A 17,189-nucleotide genomic window follows, 5' to 3' on the forward strand; every position below is an offset into this window, starting at 1 on the left:
ATGCCCGCGTTCCTTGCTGTCCTGGATGCCTGAGAACACCCAGCTCACAAGGGCGCGGGCCCTTTTTCAATCACCGACACGGCAATGGGGTCGATCGACACCCGCCCCTACCAAGTGCGAAGAGCCGGATACGGATACGTCGAACTCTGCGTTGTCCTCGAAGAACTGGGTGCTTCCCTGGCCGGTGGTCCCTTCTTTGCCAGCGCCGTGCTCGCCGCATCCGCGGTGATGGAATCCGGTGATCACGCCGCGCAGAAAAACCTTCTTCCCTCTCTGGCCGATGGCAGCACGATCGGTACGGTGGCATTCGCCGACCGTCACGGCAGATGGGATACAAGTAGTGACCAGACGGTTGCTACCCGTACTCGAGACCGGTACCTGCTCACCGGAACAAAAAGCTATGTCCTCGACGGGTCGATCGCCGACGTGGTCGTGGTCACTGCCGAACTCGACGGTGAACTGTCGCTTTTCGTCGTCTCGGGCCGGGCGGACGGACTGACCAAAGACCGATTGCCGACCATGGACCTGACTCGAAAGCAGGCAACACTCACGTTCAACGGCACACCGGCGCGGTTGCTCGGGGAGCCGGGAGATGCAACTGCAGTACTCGACCGCGTCCTCGCACTGGCGTGCGTCGCGCTTGCCAACGAGAACGTCGGAGGTCTTCGAGCAGTACTCGACCAATCCGTGCAGTATGCCAAAGAGCGCTATCAGTTCGGCAGGCCCATCGGATCCTTCCAGGCTGTCAAGCACATGTGCGCCGATATCCTCGTCGACCTCGAAGGAGCTAAATCCGCCGCCTACTTCGCTGCGCACTCGACCGCCGATGACCACCGATTGCCAATCGCCTCATCACTTGCGAAGTCGTATACCGGTGAAGCGTACTTCCGTGCCGCATCCGCGAACATTCAGATCCACGGTGGACTCGGTTTCACTTGGGAACACCCCGCACATCTGTACTTCAAACGCGCAAAGTCCGCGGAATTGCTATTCGGAGATTCCATCTACCATCGGTCCCTGCTCGCCGGCGCACTCCAGCTGCGGTAACCAAATTTCCGCCCAGGCGCAGGACCGGGCAACCGCACGGGTGATCCACCACCATCGATTTCGATATCGCGGCCGATGGTCTTCGGCAGGAACTTCACAGTTGTTGAACGAGAGGGTGAAGCATGGCAGGACGGCTGGAAGGGCGAACAGCGATTGTCACCGGTGCAAGCCGGGGGCTGGGGCGAGCCATGGCAATCGCCCTAGCAACGGAAGGGGCCGAAGTGGCCGTTGTCGCGCGTACCGAAAAGGTGTGGGACGCACGATTGCCGGGCACCATCGGGGACACGGTCGCGGAAATTGAGGCCGCAGGCGGAAAAGCTATAGCGGTTCGCGCGGATCTATTGGACCCGAACGACATTCCCCGCATAATCGATACGGTTCGCCAGTTGTCGGGTCCGGCCACCCTTTTGGTCAATAATGCTGCGTTCACTGCACCGGGACGGCCTCCTCGGCCTGATGACCATGCACGCGACAAAGCTGGATCGCGGCGCGATTCGGGGGCGGGGACCGGTCCTGTTACCGAGAAGAGCGAGTGGCCCACCTTTGTCGATACCAAGTTCTCGGCCTACCGACGGCATTTCGACATCGGAGTGTTTGCCCCCTACGAACTGATGCGATCGGTGGCACCTGGGATGAGGGAGGCAGGGGGAGGTGCGATCATCAACATCACTTCCGGCGCGTCGCTCATGCCGGGTTGGCGTGTCCCCTGTGAGTAGGTCCGGGTTGTTCTAGAGTCCTGATTGCCCTGGTAAGGGCGAAGAAGGGACGATAGGAATCATGGCGGGACGCAAACGTCACTCGGCCGAGGACATCGTGCGCAAGCTGCGCCGGGCCGACGAGTTGGCCGCGGAAGGCAAGAACGGCGAGGAGATCGCCGCCGCGCTCGAGGTGTCGGCGGCGACGCTGTACAACTGGCGTCGTCAATACGGCGGCATGGATGCCGATGCGGCGAAGGAGCTCAAGGAACTGCGGGAGCAGAACAGCCGGCTCAAGCGATTGCTCGCAGATGCCGAGTTGGAGAAGGACGCGTTGCGGGAGATCGCGAAGGGAAAATTCTAAGCCCGACCGCCAAACGCGCCGCGATCACCATGCTCACCGACACCCTACAGATGTCGGAGCGGTTCGCGTGCAAGGTCGTTGGGCTCTCCCGATCGGTTTACCGGCGGTTGCCGTTGGCGCAGACACCAGGCGACCCGGACGCCGATCTGCGCGCAGAGTTGCGCAGGTATTCCCGCAAGCATCCGCGGCACGGGTTTCGTCGGGCGTGGGCATGGCTGCGCTACGACCAGGGCATCGAGGTGAACAAGAAGAAGGTGCACCGCCTGTGGAAAGAAGAAGGATTGCAGGTCCGGCGTGCTCCACGCCGCAAACGTGCCGGCCTGTCCTCCGTTCCGGTCGTCGACGCGGATGCTCCGAATGTGGTGTGGGCATTAGACTTCCAGTTCGATTCGACCGTCGACGGCAAGACGGTGAAGATCGCGTCGATGGTCGATGAACATACCCGGATGTCGTTGTTGAACATCGTGGACCGCTCGATCACCGCCGGGCGGTTGATCGAAGGCTTGGAGAAGGCGTTCGCGATGTGGGGTGGGCCGCCGCTGGTGTTGCGCATGGACAACGGGCCGGAGTTCATCTCGGAAGCGCTGCGGGACTTCTGTGCTGGGTCGGTGGGGGTGTCCTACATTCCGCCGGGTACGCCGTGGAACAACGGGTTCATCGAATCGTTCAACAACCGGTTGCGCGATGAGTGTCTGAACCGCAACTACTGGCCCACTCTGCTCGAGGCCCGGGTGGTGATCGAGGACTTCAAGGACGACCACAATCACCGACACCGTCATTCGGCATTGGGGTACAAGACCCCCGCCGAGTACGCTGCCGGATGCACCCACCGGCACCAGCCCGTGGCGTGCGAGATCGACTGATCGACTGCACAGAGGAACCGGCTCTAGAAACGACCGGACCGACTATCGGGGACCTGCCAGGGTGACGGTCCGTATCACGAGTTCGATTCCGGGATCCTGCCCGGTTATGGCGGCTCCAAGGCTGCGCTCGAACACTTGACCCGATGTGCCGCGTTCGACCTCCAGAGGTGGAACATTTCCGTGAATGCTCTCTCGCCTTCGAAGGCGATCAAGACGCCCGGCGTCGCGTACTATGCAAAAGAGTTCGAGGACTACGGTTCCGAATCTGAATTTGCCGAAGCAGCGGTTCGTCTGGCGGTCGTGGATCCTCAGGTGATCACCGGCCGGGTCGTCGGTCACCTCGATGTGCTGGACGGAGACTTCCGCCCGTTCGTCCTGCCTTGATACGACGCCGCGCCGCGTCCGGTTCCGCCCTCGATCCATCATGCTCGCCAGGTCGTCGGATTCGTGGCGTGATCAGGGTGCCGAGTCGAGTTCGAACATGCGTCGAGCGTGTGCCTGCGCACGCTCGAACAGGTCGTCGTGGATCGTCGCATACGTTTCGACCACGCGGTGACGCAGCGACCTTGCTGCATCTGGGAGAAATTCGGGTGGAAGTTCTGGGTCCCGGTGGACCAGTTCCCGATAGTCGTGGGTCAGTCTCATCCACCGCAACACCGATTCCTCGGCTGTGAGGTCGTCCCGGGCGTTGGTGGGGACCAGCGGGGCGAAGCGCACGACGAAGTCGTTGTATCCGGCAGTCAAGGCGTCGAGGTCCCAGCACCGGTGGAGAAGTTCGTCGATGTCCGACAATCCGGCCGGCTCGCCGACGAACACGTCGACCATTCCGTCGAGACCGAGGTTCTCGATGAGATCTTCGACCTCGCTTTCGCAGTCACGGGCGGCAATCCACGCCGTCTCACGCATGCGACCGAAGCCGAGATACCCGAGGCGGCTTTTCATGTTGCGGCGTGTCGAACGAAGGCTGTCCGGGATCGAGGCCAACACTATTGTCCAGCGACCGTTCCAGGCGACCTCGCGGCCGAACTGTTCGACCCGCCGATCAACCGAAACGATCGTCTCGATCATCTGCGGGGCGAGGCGATATTTGGACTTGCGACCCTCCCGACGGCATTCGAGAGTGCCATCCGCGCAAAGCCGGGAGAGCGCGACCCTGATCGAACTCGCCGTGTATCCGGCATACTCGAGCAACGCGATGATCCCGTCGCCCGGAACGAACGGACGTGTAGGCAGGGTTGTTCCGAGGAGGAACGGTACCCAGCTCTGGATCGACGCACCCGGAAACTCGCCCACACTCACAGCAGAAAGTCTATCCACCAGTACCGAGACGCTCCACGACGCCCGGCTTGCCGGCAACGACGCGACGCGGATGACTCGCCCGAACTGATGTACCTGAGATCCAAGACTTCGAGGTAGTACGACACGTCTATACCGAAGCAGTGACCGCCCTGTCGGAAAATGCGACCTGCGTGGGTATTGCGCACACCAGAACGTCGGATGCGTCCTCGTCCACGACAGCCCATGTGCTCCCTTCGAGAACAGCGGTGCGCGGTCGGGTGAAGGTCGGTGCACGTGATGCGGCTGGAAGAAATGCAGAGGTCATGTTTACTTCCTCACGGTCGGCGCGTAACGCATGAGATCGAGCGCGAACCGGACGTAATGCTCCGCAATTTGTTCCGGGCTCGACGGGCCGTCGGGACGCCACCAGGTGGGCAGTGCTGTGCACATGGTGACGACTGCTCGCGATGCCTCGTAAGGATGATCAGCGCGAAAACGGCCTTCGCGAACTGCAGCCTCTACCTCTACATCGATCATGCGTTGCTGAATGCTGCGCATGTCGGCGATCGCGGTCCGGTTCGCAGTATCCAAGCTGCGCATCTCACTCGCTCCGACGAAGCCGAGTTCTCTGCGGTGAGTGTGGTACAGCGCGAGGTTCTCGATGAGTAGGCCGAATCGCTCGACCGGACTCCCTCCCTCGTCTCGCGCGGCGTCGCTCCGTCGCTGAAGGTCGGTCATCGCGTACTCGAGGAGTGTCACCAACATCTGTTGCTTGCTCGTGTAGTGGTGGTAGATCCCCGCGACGGACAAACCGCACCGAGCGGCGATGCTTCGCATGTTCGCGCCGTGATAGCCGATCGCAACGAATTCCTCGAGAGCTGCCTGAAGGACGGGGTCGAAATTCAGGGGCGCGTAGGTACGCCAGTCGGATCCTGTCGACTCGGCAGTGCTTCGAGGCCGGGCAGGCGATCTCGGCGACGGTGGCACGAGTCGGGGTTTCGGATTCTCCGGGTCGACGTCGATGGTGAGGATGTGCGACACGTCCAGACTCAGGGCTTCTGCTATCCGGCCGAGACGAACGACACTGAGGCCGGTGTTGCCGTTCTCGATCTGGCTGATCGTGGCCGGGCTGACGCCGAGGGTGCGGGAAAGAGCTCGGAGGCTGATTCGCCGGGATAAACGTGCCGCTCGTATCTGTGCCCCCAGAATCGCGTCTGCCGGCCGGGGTCGTTCGTCGTTGATCGCCACGTCCACCCACTCTCCTGTGTTCAGAAAGTCTAAACAGGACAGAAATTCTGCGTGCAGCCGGGTCGTGGGTGGACGTTCGAATCCCCTCCCGTCGGCTTACCCTCGGACTTCCTTCAGGACCGGGGTCGCGGCGAACTCGGCGCGCGCGAGGGAACGCCGGTGCACCTGGTCGGGTCCGTCGGCGATCTGGAGGAACCGGGCCTGTGCGTAGAGCACGGGCAGGATCGTGTCCTGCGACAGGCCGGCGCCGCCGAAGATCTGCATTGCGTCGTCGATGATCTGCTTGACCGTGTGCGGCACCAGCACTTTGGCGGCCGCGATGTCGTGCCGGGCATCCTTGGTGCCCTCGACGTCCATTCTCCAGGCAGCTCGCAGCACCGTCAGGCGCGCGGCGTCGAGCCGGATGCGGGCCTCGGCGACGGTTGCCTGCACGACACCCTCGTCAGCGAGTGGCCGCCCGAACGCGACACGCGTGCGAGCACGTTCGATCATCAACGCGATCGCGCGTTCGGCCATGCCGATCAAGCGCATGCAGTGGTGGATTCGTCCGGGCCCGAGGCGAGCCTGTGCGACGGCGAATCCCTTGCCGCGAGGACCGAGAAGATTTTCCTTGGGGACGCGAACCTTGTCGAAGACGATTTCGCCGTGACCGCCTTCGTGGCGGTCGGTGAAGCCCAGCACGGTGGTGGATCGGACGATGGTCATACCAGGAGTGTCGATGGGGACGAGGACGATGCTGTGGCGGTTACCGACCACGGCATCGGGGTCTGTCACGCCCATCACCATGGCTATGCGACAGTCGTCGCGCAATGCTGCGGTCGACCACCACTTGCGGCCTGTGAGCACCCAGTGGTCGCCGTCGTCGGCGATCTCGAGCCGAACGTTGTTGGCATCGGAACTTGCGACATCGGGTTCGGTCATCGAGAAGCACGATCGGATCTCGCCCTCGAGGAGCGGCGCGAGCCATTGCTCCTTCTGCGCGTCCGTGCCGTAGAGGTGCAGCAGTTCCATGTTCCCGGTGTCGGGTGCGGAGCAGTTGAACGCCTCGGGCGCCAGCAGCGGACTCCAACCGGTGAGTTCGGCGAGGGGCGCGTACTCGAGGTTGGTCAGCCCCGCGCCCTCGCGGGCGGGGAGGAAGAGATTCCACAGACCCTGGCGCTTGGCTGCAGCCTTGAGGTCGGCCATGATCGGCGGCGCACCCCAGTGGTCCGGTTTGGACGCGAGTTGCTCTTCGGCGATCGCCTCGGCGGGCAGCAACCGTTCCTGAATGAATGTCGACACTTTTTCTTGCAGTTCGAGGACTTTCGGGCTGTATTCGAAATCCACTTCCGTGCTCCGATCCGGTTCGATGATGGGCCGCGTTCAGCGGCGAAGTTCGGTGACCGACGAGGTTGCGGCGAGTTCGAGCGCGCGTTGCAGGAGCGGGCCGACCATGTCGGCGATGTCGTCGAAACCGTCACCGACGGTGCCGCCCTGCGTGTGCCGGGTGTTGATGCCCTCGAGGATGACCGCGATCTTGAAGTCGGCGAACACCGTGTACCAGTCCACATCGGGAATCTCGATGCCACGCTGTGTGGTGTATCGGTCGAGAAGCTCTGTGCGGGTGGGGAACCCGTCGAGTCGTGCGAGACCCTCGGTGATCGGGTTGTCGATCGTGCCCGGTTGGTCCCAGAAGCTCAGCATGATTCCGACGTCCGCAAGGGTGTCGCCGAGCGTGGCCATTTCCCAGTCGAGCACCGCGACGATCTTTCCGTGGTCGTCCCGAGAGGCGAGTACGTTGTCGAGTTTGACGTCGCCGTGGACGATGCCCGGGAAGTGTGAGGTGGGCAGCGCGCGGCGCAGCTTGTCGAGCAGCACGGACACCTCGGGGCGGTGGATGGTGCACGAGGCGTCCCACTGCCGTTCCCAGCGGTCGAGCTGGCGTTCGAGATAACCGTCCGGTCGGCCGAACGAACCGAGGCCGACCGCGTCCGGGTCGACGCCGTGCAGTGCGGCCAGGGTGTCGACCAGATCGAACCCGAGCCGACGACGTTCGTCCGATGTCAGACTCGACGCCTGATCGACTGTTCCGACGGGCACTCCATCGATGAACTCCATGAGATAGAACGGCGCGCCGAGAACATCCGTGTCCTCGCAGAGCAGCACCGTTGTGGGCACCGGGACCGATGTGTTGGTGAGTCCCTCGATCACCGTGAACTCACGCTTCATGTCGTGGGCGCTCGGTAGAACGTGCCCGTATGGGGGGCGCCGCAGAACCCACGTCCTGTCGGAGTCCGTGACGCGATAGGTGGGGTTCGAGCGGCCACCACTGATAAGCGAGGTGGTCAACTCGCCGCTCACTCCGCCGTCGAGCGCGCGACCGAGATACTGCGTCAATGCGCGCGTGTCGATCTCAGCGGTCATTGGGATGCCCTTCTGTATGGACTCAACACAGCGAACGATCGTTCGGTATAAACGCTAACACCCTCGGGCGCGAATGAAGGAGGCCGGCCGGTTGGTCGCCGGCCGGCCTCGTCCCTGTTCGTGCGAGAAGGTGGATCTACACCGGACCCATGCGAATTGCACCGTCGATTCGGATGGTTTCGCCGTTGATCATGGCGTTGTCGACGATCGACAGGGCCAGCTTGGCGTACTCGGCCGGGACGCCCAGACGGGACGGATGCGGGACCTGCGCCGCGAGCGATTCGCGTACCTTGTCCGAGAGGTTGTTCAGGATCGGCGTCTCGAAAGTGCCGGGGGCGATCGTCACGACGCGAACGAGCTTGCGCGCGAGATCGCGTGCCCCGACGAGCGTCAGGCCTACGATGCCTGCCTTGGCGGAAGCATAGGGCACCTGGCCGATCTGACCTTCGTAGGCCGCGACGGACGCGGTCATGATGACGACGCCGCGTTCTCCACCCACCTCTTCGTTCTTGGCCATGCGCGCCGCGGCCAGGCGTAGCACATTGAAACTGCCGACCAGGTTGATATTGACGACCTCCTGGTAGAGATCGAGATCGCCGGGCGTGCCGTCCTTTTCGACGAGACGCAGTTTGCCGCCACGGCCGGCGCAGTGCACGACGGCGCGTAGAGGCGCGTTCTTTTCGGCCTCGGCGAGAGCGGCGTCGACGGCCTCGGCGTCACGGACGTCGGCGGGCGCGAACGTAGCGAGGTCGCCGAGTTCCTTGGCTACGGTCTCGCCGTCGGAGGAGGGCAGGTCGATGATGACGGTGGGGACGCCCCGCGCGATGAAGGCTTCGGCGGTGGCCCGTCCGAGGCCGGAGGCGCCGCCGGTGACGGCGGCAGAAGCGTGGGTGAGATCCATGAAATTCCAAACCTTTCGTTCGCGAGGGCATCGGCACGGCGCCGCAGATAGGGGAGCCCGATCCTGACCCCTTGCCGACAACCTAGTTATACAGGTAAGACTTGTGTCATGGGATTGGTGTGGCACCGGCAACACACCGTCCGCGAATGACCTTGTCGAGGGAACGGAGCTGAAGTGGACACGATCGACACCGGCCTGGTGATACTGCGCGTGCTACTCGGGTTGACGATGGCTGCCCACGGATACAGCAAGCTCTTCCGCGGCGGCCGCATCCCGGGCACGGCCGGATGGTTCGACAGCATGGGCATGCGACCCGGCAAGGTGCATGCCTGGCTTGCCGCCCTCACCGAAGTCGGCGCGGGCATCGCCCTCGCCCTGGGACTACTCACCCCGTTCGCCGCGGCCGGATTCGTCTCGCTGATGTTCGTCGCCGCATGGACCGTGCACCGCGGTAAGGGCTTCTTCGTCGCCGCCGACGGCTGGGAGTACAACCTGATACTTGCCGGAGGTGCCGTAGTCGTTGCGATCATGGGCGCCGGCAGCGCCAGCCTCGACCACCTGATCTTCGGCGAGAACCTGCGCGCCGGCTGGGTCGGCGGCGCCATCGCGCTGATCGGCGGGCTGGCTGCCGCCGGCATTCTGCTCGGCACGTGCTACCGGCCCGCACCGAAGCCGAGCGCCGAGTCGGTGACCGCGTCATGACGATGGATCTCTTGGAACTGCATGCTCGCGAGTGCGTCCGGGACACTGTCGCCCGCTACACGCATGCAGGCGACAGTGGCAAGCTCACCGAGCTTGCTGAGTGCTTCACACCGGACGGAACACTCGAGGTCAAGGGCCGCTCCCGTGCGACAGGTCGGGGCGCGATCGTCGAAATGCTCGGGGGCGGAAATACTCCCGATGACCCGCCACAAGTCGCGTCCGGCGCGAAGTTCTTCCAGCGACACTTCGTCGCAAATCTGGTGTTCGATTCGATCACGCCCGATCACATCAGCACCCGCGCCTACTTCGTCGTGTTCGGACCCGACGGCGCCGATCACTGGGGCAGATACCGAGACACGTTCGTCCCGGACGGAGACCGCTGGCTCCTCGCACATCGCTTTGTAGCAGTCGACACCACAGCACCCGATTCGTTCCTCGCGGCCCGATGGTCACAATGACCGCACGCGGATTCGTCAACCTCCGTGACGTGGGCGGACTGCCACTCGTCGACGGCGGAGTGACCGCACACGGAGTTCTGTACCGAGGCGACGCGCCGTACCCGGGAGATTCGGTGCTTCCCGAACTCGAGGCCTGGCCGCCACGCACCGTCATCGATCTGCGCGGTGACACCGAGCGCGATCGATTCGCGTACGGCTGGCCGGCCGAGACGGTGATCCACCACATGCCGCTGTTCGATTCCGCGGCCCCCGGCGCCCGCCCGGCCGACCTGCCGTCGCTCTACTCGCGCATGCTCCACTACAACGAGACCCGCGCCGGAGAGATCCTCGCGCTCGTCGCCGAACCCGAAGGCCCCGTCCTGGTGCACTGCACTGCCGGCAAGGACCGGACGGGCGTGCTCGTGGCCGTACTACTGCTTGCTGCGGGCGTCGAACCGGATGCCGTCGTCGACGATTACGTTCGCAGCGAGGAAGCGTTGCTCGATCTCATCGACCGGTGGCTCGAGGTGGGTATCCGCACCCGTCAATCCCCGCCGCTCGCGGAACAATTCCTGCGCGCACCCGCCGACGCGATCGCGCCGATCGTCGAGCAACTCACGTCGGCGCCCGGGGGACCGGCGCAATGGATGCTCGACCGGGGCGCGAACCCCGTTCACCTCGACATGTGGCGTGCGCAAGTACGCGGAGTCGTTTCGCCGATGCCCGGCATTTCAGAAGGAGGGACGCAGTGACTTCGACCCGAACCGACGTCGCGGCGCCGTCGGTGCTGACCGAATTCCACGACGACGTCCTCGTCGTCACACTGAACAGGCCCCATGCCCACAATGCAGTGAATGCGGACATGGCCGAACAGGTGGGCGATGCCCTCGAACGTGGCCATCACGACCCCGACGTGCGGGTCGTGATCCTCACCGGCGCCGGGGACACGGTGTTCTGCGCGGGAGGCGATCTCGTGGCGATGTCCGAGGGGCGATCACTCGAACCTGCCGATCCGGTCAAGGAAGCACGGGGGTTCGGCGGAGTGTGTCGCCATCCCATCGACAAGCCGATCATTGCGGCGGTCAACGGCTTCGCGATCGGTGCCGGCGCCCAAATGGTCCTGGCGTGTGACCTTGTCGTCGCCGACGAGACCGCTGTGTTCTCGTTCCCCGAGGTCGGTAACGGACTCGTCGCGTCATCCGGCGCAGCCGTGCGCCTACCTGCATGGCTGCCCCGCCCTCTGGCGATGGAACTGCTACTGCTGGGCCGCAGGTTCACCGCTGCCGAAGCGTACTCGTGGGGACTCGTGAACCGCGTAGTGCCGCCCGGGCGAGCACTCGACGAAGCACTCACTATGGCCGAGGCCATTGGCCGTCAGGCGCCGCTTGCGGTGCAGGCCACCAAGCGCATGGTCGCGGGCATCGTCGACCGCGAGTTCGTCACCGAGCAACAGGCGTGGGAACGAACTCTGCTCGAAACGGTGGCCAACAGGGCCACCGAGGACGCGAAGGAAGGGCCACGTGCATTCGCCGAGAAGCGGCGGCCCGTGTGGCAGGGACGATAACTCCACTTCGCTGCAGTATCTGCGTGACCGCAGTATCCGCACGACGTCGATCGATCAGAACGAACCGAGGCGCCCGAAATGACAACATCCGATATCACCACCTACGATCCCGCCGCGTTGCGTGAGCAGTGGTACCGCGAGGGCTTCTACAGCGACCGCACGTGGCCCGATGTATTCGCAGAGAGCTGCGTGCACGGTGCGTCGGCCACCGTTGTCTACGCCGGCGCCGACGGTGCACAGCTTGTTACGACGGTCGGGGAGATCCACGCACTCGCCCAGCGCGTGGCCGCGGCACTGCAGGACCGCGGTGTGCGCTCGGGAGACGCGGTTGCAGTGCAGCTGCCCAACAGGATCGAAGCGTCGATCGCGTATGAGGCGGTGTTGCTCGCCGGCGCCGTACTCGTCCCGATCGTGCACATCTACGGACCGAACGAGGTCCGGTTCATCCTCGAGCAGTCGGGCGCCAAGATTCTCGTTCAACCCGATCGCTGGAGGTCGACCGATTTCGGTGACCGCGTTGCGGTGTATGCGGATATCCCCACGCTGGAACAGATCGTGGTGGTGGGCGACACTGTCCCCGCCGGCGCCTCGGCATGGGACGAGCTCGTCGCGACCGCATCGGAGTACACGCGACCTGCTGGTCACGCCGACGACGTCGCTCTGCTCATCTATACCTCGGGAACCACTTCTGCTCCGAAGGGGGTGCAGCACAGCCATAATTCGCTGCTCGCCGAGCAACGGTCGGCGCCGCAGTATCTGGGGGCGGGTGACGATGCCGTGCAGTTGGTGTCGTTCCCGCCCGGCCACATTGCAGGTGTCGGCAGTGTGCTGCGGCCGCTGCTCCACGGCCAGGACACCGTCTATATGGACGTGTGGGATCCGGCGCTGGCCGTGGACCTCATCGCGCGCCACCGCGTCACCGCCACATCGGGTACCCCGTTCCATCTCTCAGGCATGCTCGACCTCGGCGATGTAACCGACAAACTTGCGACGCTGCGTGAATTCCTGATCGGAGCGGCGACGGTGCCCGAGGACCTGGTCCGCCGTGCCGCCGATGTCGGCATCAGCACATACCGGTGCTACGGGTCGACCGAACAACCGACTGTTACGGCAGGCTCCACTACCGACCCGGAGGCCGCGCGCCTCGGTACCGACGGTTCGCCGCTGCCCGGTGTGCGTGTGCGTATCGTCGACGAGAGCGGTGCTGACGTGCCCACCGGTGTCGACGGTGAGGTCGTCACGCGCGGGCCCGACCAGTTCGTCGGCTACAAGGATGCGAGTCTGAATGCCTCGGCCTTCACCCTCGACGGTTGGATGCGCACCGGCGACCTCGGCCACCTCGATGCCGACGGACGGCTCACGATCACCGATCGCATCAAAGACGTAGTGATCCGCGCGGGGGAGACCATCTCGTCCGGCCAGCTCGAGGATGTCCTGACCTCGCATCCGGGGGTGGCCGAGGGCGCGATCGTCGCCGCTCCGGACTCCCGATACGGGGAAGTCGTCGCCGCGGTGGTCGTCCCGATGCCGGGAGCCGACGTCGATCTCGGCAGCATCCGTGAGCACTTCGCGAAGTCCGGCTTGGCGAAGCAGAAAACGCCCGAACGACTCGCTGTTGTCGACGCATTGCCGCGCACCGCGCTGGGCAAGATCCGCAAGGCGGAGCTTCGCGCCGAGTACTTCCCGAGAGGCGGCAGCCGATGAGCGTGCGCTGGCAGGATCTGCGGCTGCCGGTGATGGCAGCACCCATGTTCATCGTCTCGAACCTCGACCTGGTGATCGCAGCATGCCGTGCGGGTGTCATCGGTGCATTTCCGTCCGCGAACCCGCGGGCCCCCGAGACCCTCGACGACTGGCTCGGCGCTATCCGCGCCGCCGAACGCGACAGCATCGACCGTGGTGAGCCGTTCGCGCCGTTCTGCGTCAACATGCTCGCGTCGTCTGCGCTCGACAAGGACAAACGCGACCGCGCACTCGCCACCGTCGCGAAACACGAGGCGCCGCTGATCCTCACCAACATGGGCGATCCGCGCGAGGTCGTCGATGCCGCGCACGGATGGGGCGGCACAGTGTTCCACGACGTGACGACCCTTCGGCACGCCGAGAAAGCGATCGAAGCCGGTGTGGACGGACTCATGCTCGTGTGCGCGGGAGCCGGGGGGCACGCGGGCACGTTGTCGCCGTTCGCGTTCCTGCCGCAGGTACGCCGCATGTTCGACGGGCCCATCATGTTGGCCGGCGGTATCGCCGACGGCAACGGCATCGCGGCCGCGCTCTCGCTCGGCGCCGACCTCGTGGTCATGGGAACCCGGTTCATCGCCACGCTCGAATCGGGAACGGTCGACGACCACAAGGGAATGCTCGTGGATGCGCGCAGTGAGGACGTGGTGTTCACCGACGCCATCGCCGGCTTACCGGCGAGCTTTCTCGCGCCGTCGATCGCCGCGAACGGTCTCGACCCGGCCGATCTTCCGAAACCCCTTGCACGGCATCGCCCGAACCTTCCAGCGGGAGTGAAGGCATGGAAGACTGTGTTCAGTGGAGGACATTCGACGGGGTTGATCCACGACATCCCGCCGGTGGAGGGCGTCGTCGACCGACTCGTCCACGAATTCGATGCCGCCCGCGAGGCGGGCAATTGGCGTACCGCCCTGACCGCATCGATGGCGCGGAGAACGGAGCATTCATGACGGACGTGCTGTCGATCGAGCATCCGCGCGAGGGAGTCAAGGTCCTGCGGATGAACCGACCGGACAAGCTCAACGCATTGGACCTCGGGCTCGTTGCGGCAATGCACCGGGAATTCGATGCGCTCGCGTCGGACCGCTCGACCCATATCGTTGTGCTCACGGGCGCCGGACGCGGGTTCTGCGCGGGACTCGACCTCGACGGATACGGTGACGTGCCCGGCACCGAGCATTCCGGTGCAGTGCATCGGACGATGGCGCGTCAGGAGGACATTGCCTCGCTCGTTCAGAAGATTCGGCGACTACCGCAGGTCTTCGTCGCGGCCGTCAACGGGCCTGCGGCCGGTGGGGGCTTTGCTCTCGTGTCCGCGAGCGACGTGCGTATCGCCGCCGAAAGTGCCGTCTTCGCTGTGTCGTTCATCAAAGTTGGTTTCTCCGGTTGCGATATCGGCACGTCGTGGTTGCTGCCGCGGATCGTCGGTGCCGGCCGCGCGCACGAATTGATGCTCACTGCTCGGAAGTTCGATGCCGACGAAGCCTTGCGGATCGGCCTGCTCGCCGATGTCGTCCCCGACGATCAACTGGACGGTCGTATCGAAACCTGTCTGGATGATCTGCTTGCGGCGCCGCCGTTGTCGCTGGCGTTGACCAAGCGCGGCATGTGGCTTTCCCTCGAGATGCCCTCGTTCGACACGGCCGTCGAATTCGAGAACCGGCAACAGGCTCTCACCTCGCTGACCGCCGATCAGTCGGAGGCGCTGACCGCCTTCGTGGAGAAGCGTGTCCCTGGCTACGAGAACAGATGAGATGGTGTCCGTGAGTTATGTGAACGCGAAACCCGAAGCCCCAGTTGCTCTGATCAGCGGTGCAGGTCGCGGGACCGGTCGTGCTATCGCCCTACGTTTGGCGCAAGAAGGATTCGACGTCGCCGGCCTGTACGCGCGGGACGACGACGCTGCTGAGACGACCCGGATGGACGTGGAGTCGACCGGGGTGCGGTGCCGGATGTATCGGTGCGATGTGGCGGACGCGCCCGCCGTCACGGAGCGGGTCGAGCAGGTGTCGGCCGATTTCGGACGTATCGACGCACTGGTCCACAACGCCGGTATCGCCAGTCGCGGGAAGGCCGTGGCCGATACGGATCCGGTGGAGATGACCCGCGTGGTGGGGGTGCACGCGTTCGGTGCGTTCCATCTGCTCTCGGCGACAATTCCGATGTTGCGCAAATCCGCTCGTGCCTCGGTGGTTCTCGTCTCCAGCACAGCGGCGGCCACCATGGCTCCCGGCAACGCGCCGTACACGGTCGGCAAGGTGGCGCTCGAAGCCCTCGGCAGGACCGTGGCGGCCGAAGAGGCCGATAATGGAATTCGGGTCAATATCGTGGCTCCCGGACTCATCGCCACCGAGATGGGGGATCGTCTGGCCCGTGCCGTCACCGGCGCGGCGGATGCGGCCGAACTTGATGGGCGGATGCCGTTCGGGCGGGTCACGCGTCCGGAAGATGTGGCCGAGATGGTGGAGTTCCTGGTCTCGGACCGCGCCCGGCAGATCACCGGACAGCGCATCGAGGTGCACGGCGGTGTCCCTGGGATCCCGAAAATCTAACCACATTTCAGAAGTCGCAGCCGAAAGGAACCACGATGACCTCACAGGAGATCGGCTTCATCGAATCCGACGACTATTTGCACCCCGTCTCGGACAACTTCTACGAGAACGAGACGTTCTGGTTCTCGTTTTTCGTGCCGGAACGCAACATCGGCGCTTGGATCTACATCGGCGTCCGGCAGAACGCGGGAATCACGCACGGCGGACTGTGGATGTGGGACGACACGGCGGTCGAAACGTGGAATCTACCGTTCTTCGAGGGCTTCTCGGCATTGAAGCCGCCCACCTTTGACGGATCGAAACTGATCAGTCCGACCGGCGCGACGATCGAGGTGGTCGAGCCGGGCATGGTGTACGACCTGCGTTATGACGACCGCAATCGCATCGAGGTCGAGTTGTCGTTCCGCGGACTCGAACGACCCGTTCCGCTGCTGCATGGGACGCCTCCCTATCCGACGGCGTCGCATTACGACCAGACCGGCCGCGTCACCGGCCACGTGATTCTCGACGGTGAGCGGATCGACGTCGAGTGCTACGCGATGCGCGACCGCTCGTGGGGACCGCGCACCGAGCGAGGATACGGCCGCGTCGGATACACCTGGCTGGCCGACGCCGAATACAGCCTGCTCACTTATTCGACACCCACCGACACCACCGACCACGTCCACTCCGGGTACGTCCGTCGCGGTGACGACATCTCCCGTGTCGTCGACGGGAAAAGGACGGTCCTGCGCGACCCACACAACGCCTGGGTGGACAAGATGGAGATCGCCGTGACGGACGAGCACGGCGCTGAACTCATCGCCATCGGAACCGCGCGAAGCCGGATGATTCTGCCCGGCGCCACCAGCATCTGCATCAATACCCTGCTCGAATTCGAGATCGACGGCCGCCCAGTCTACGGCGAAGACCAAGATGTGTGGTCGATCGATCTGTTCAAGAAGGCGTGCTCGGGAAGGAAGCGAGTCGACGTCACCGGGTGATCAGTGATCCCCGAATCGTTGGTCGATGCCGTCGAGCCAGAACCGAACCTCTACTGCCGCATCACGGGCGGTGACAATGGCGTCGACAGCCGCAACAAGACCTGTTCGAGTCCCGCGGTCGGTCCGGCGGGAAGCTGATCGGCGTGATCGGTGCAGGACGCATCAGCGTCGACGGATTGCTCGGCAAGAGCGACGGCTGGTTCGCACAGAGAGATTCAGTGGTCAGTGCCGCGGCGTAGCTATCGCTGCACAAGGCGGGGTCGGTGGTTACCCTCCCCGCCTTTATGTTTGCCATTATGTTTCGAGGATTGGGTCGTGACGAACAGTGCCGGCCAAGGTGTTCGTTGAACTCGATCGGTTTGCTCAGGTACGGGATCGCTGGCACTTCGATGGCTCCACAATTGGCAGGTGC

The 17,189-nt window shown here is 64.2% G+C and carries 16 protein-coding genes and 2 pseudogenes; 13 read left to right on the forward strand and 5 right to left on the reverse strand.

The annotated features are described in order from the left end of the window. Positions 1-84 precede the first annotated feature (84 nt). The 4 genes and pseudogenes from M1M07_RS21050 to M1M07_RS21065 form a co-directional block, all read left to right on the forward strand. Positions 85-1,047, forward strand: coding sequence for an acyl-CoA dehydrogenase family protein (locus M1M07_RS21050; protein WP_248675433.1), 963 nt, complete (start codon positions 85-87; stop codon positions 1,045-1,047). Positions 1,048-1,169: 122 nt separating this feature from the next. Further along, positions 1,170-1,742, forward strand: a pseudogene (locus M1M07_RS21055) (SDR family NAD(P)-dependent oxidoreductase); the annotation flags it as partial. Between the two features lie 82 nt (positions 1,743-1,824). After that, a protein-coding gene (locus tag M1M07_RS21060) for an IS3 family transposase (protein WP_156665112.1) occupies positions 1,825-2,969 on the forward strand; the annotation gives its coding sequence in 2 pieces (ribosomal slippage) (positions 1,825-2,092 and positions 2,092-2,969; 1,146 coding nt in all). A gap of 60 nt (positions 2,970-3,029) precedes the next feature. After that, a pseudogene (locus M1M07_RS21065) lies at positions 3,030-3,353 on the forward strand (SDR family oxidoreductase); the annotation flags it as partial. A gap of 72 nt (positions 3,354-3,425) precedes the next feature. Here the strand turns inward: M1M07_RS21065 and M1M07_RS21070 are convergent. The 5 genes from M1M07_RS21070 to M1M07_RS21090 form a co-directional block, all read right to left on the reverse strand. Beyond that, positions 3,426-4,325: a PaaX family transcriptional regulator C-terminal domain-containing protein gene (locus M1M07_RS21070; RefSeq protein WP_248675434.1), complete on the reverse strand. Its 900-nt coding sequence runs from the start codon at positions 4,323-4,325 to the stop codon at positions 3,426-3,428. 249 nt (positions 4,326-4,574) lie between these two features. Further along, positions 4,575-5,501 carry a TetR family transcriptional regulator gene (locus M1M07_RS21075; protein ID WP_308200822.1) on the reverse strand — a complete coding sequence of 309 codons (927 nt, stop codon included), beginning with the start codon at positions 5,499-5,501 and terminating at the stop codon, positions 4,575-4,577. 90 nt (positions 5,502-5,591) lie between these two features. Beyond that, positions 5,592-6,821 carry an acyl-CoA dehydrogenase family protein gene (locus M1M07_RS21080; RefSeq protein WP_248675435.1) on the reverse strand — a complete coding sequence of 410 codons (1,230 nt, stop codon included), beginning with the start codon at positions 6,819-6,821 and terminating at the stop codon, positions 5,592-5,594. Positions 6,822-6,857: 36 nt separating this feature from the next. Next, a complete protein-coding gene (locus M1M07_RS21085) occupies positions 6,858-7,898 on the reverse strand; it encodes a phosphotransferase family protein (protein ID WP_248675436.1) in 1,041 nt (346 codons plus the stop codon). A 136-nt stretch (positions 7,899-8,034) separates the two neighbouring features. Further along, a complete protein-coding gene (locus M1M07_RS21090) occupies positions 8,035-8,799 on the reverse strand; it encodes an SDR family NAD(P)-dependent oxidoreductase (RefSeq protein ID WP_085470973.1) in 765 nt (254 codons plus the stop codon). Positions 8,800-8,973: 174 nt separating this feature from the next. Here M1M07_RS21090 and M1M07_RS21095 point away from each other — a divergent pair, with 174 nt between their 5' ends. The 9 genes from M1M07_RS21095 to M1M07_RS21135 all read left to right on the forward strand — a co-directional run bounded on the left by M1M07_RS21095 (position 8,974) and on the right by M1M07_RS21135 (position 16,777). Beyond that, on the forward strand, positions 8,974-9,501 hold the full coding sequence (locus M1M07_RS21095) for a DoxX family protein (protein ID WP_308200823.1): 528 nt from the start codon (positions 8,974-8,976) through the stop codon (positions 9,499-9,501). Beyond that, the gene (locus M1M07_RS21100) at positions 9,498-9,959 is read left to right on the forward strand and encodes a nuclear transport factor 2 family protein (protein ID WP_248675437.1); all 462 of its coding nucleotides are present in this window, start codon (positions 9,498-9,500) and stop codon (positions 9,957-9,959) included. Before M1M07_RS21095 ends, M1M07_RS21100 begins: the two co-directional genes overlap by 4 nt. After that, the gene (locus M1M07_RS21105) at positions 9,956-10,690 is read left to right on the forward strand and encodes a tyrosine-protein phosphatase (RefSeq protein ID WP_248675438.1); all 735 of its coding nucleotides are present in this window, start codon (positions 9,956-9,958) and stop codon (positions 10,688-10,690) included. Before M1M07_RS21100 ends, M1M07_RS21105 begins: the two co-directional genes overlap by 4 nt. Beyond that, positions 10,687-11,502: an enoyl-CoA hydratase-related protein gene (locus tag M1M07_RS21110; protein WP_248675439.1), complete on the forward strand. Its 816-nt coding sequence runs from the start codon at positions 10,687-10,689 to the stop codon at positions 11,500-11,502. The genes M1M07_RS21105 and M1M07_RS21110 overlap by 4 nt, the downstream gene beginning before the upstream one ends. Before the next feature lie 78 nt (positions 11,503-11,580). After that, a complete protein-coding gene (locus M1M07_RS21115; RefSeq protein ID WP_248675440.1) occupies positions 11,581-13,206 on the forward strand; it encodes an AMP-binding protein in 1,626 nt (541 codons plus the stop codon). Further along, entirely contained in the window at positions 13,203-14,192 is a 990-nt protein-coding gene (locus M1M07_RS21120; RefSeq protein ID WP_248675441.1) for a nitronate monooxygenase family protein, read from the forward strand. Before M1M07_RS21115 ends, M1M07_RS21120 begins: the two co-directional genes overlap by 4 nt. Further along, positions 14,189-14,995, forward strand: coding sequence for an enoyl-CoA hydratase/isomerase family protein (locus tag M1M07_RS21125; protein ID WP_248675442.1), 807 nt, complete (start codon positions 14,189-14,191; stop codon positions 14,993-14,995). The genes M1M07_RS21120 and M1M07_RS21125 overlap by 4 nt, the downstream gene beginning before the upstream one ends. 1 nt (position 14,996) lies before the next feature. Next, on the forward strand, positions 14,997-15,794 hold the full coding sequence (locus M1M07_RS21130) for an SDR family NAD(P)-dependent oxidoreductase (RefSeq protein ID WP_248675443.1): 798 nt from the start codon (positions 14,997-14,999) through the stop codon (positions 15,792-15,794). Between the two features lie 35 nt (positions 15,795-15,829). Beyond that, positions 15,830-16,777 carry a hypothetical protein gene (locus M1M07_RS21135; RefSeq protein WP_248675444.1) on the forward strand — a complete coding sequence of 316 codons (948 nt, stop codon included), beginning with the start codon at positions 15,830-15,832 and terminating at the stop codon, positions 16,775-16,777. Positions 16,778-17,189 lie beyond the last annotated feature (412 nt).

Origin of the sequence: Rhodococcus sp. HM1 (assembly GCF_023218075.1) — a bacterium.
In the GTDB taxonomy this organism is placed as follows: Bacteria; Actinomycetota; Actinomycetes; order Mycobacteriales; family Mycobacteriaceae; genus Rhodococcus.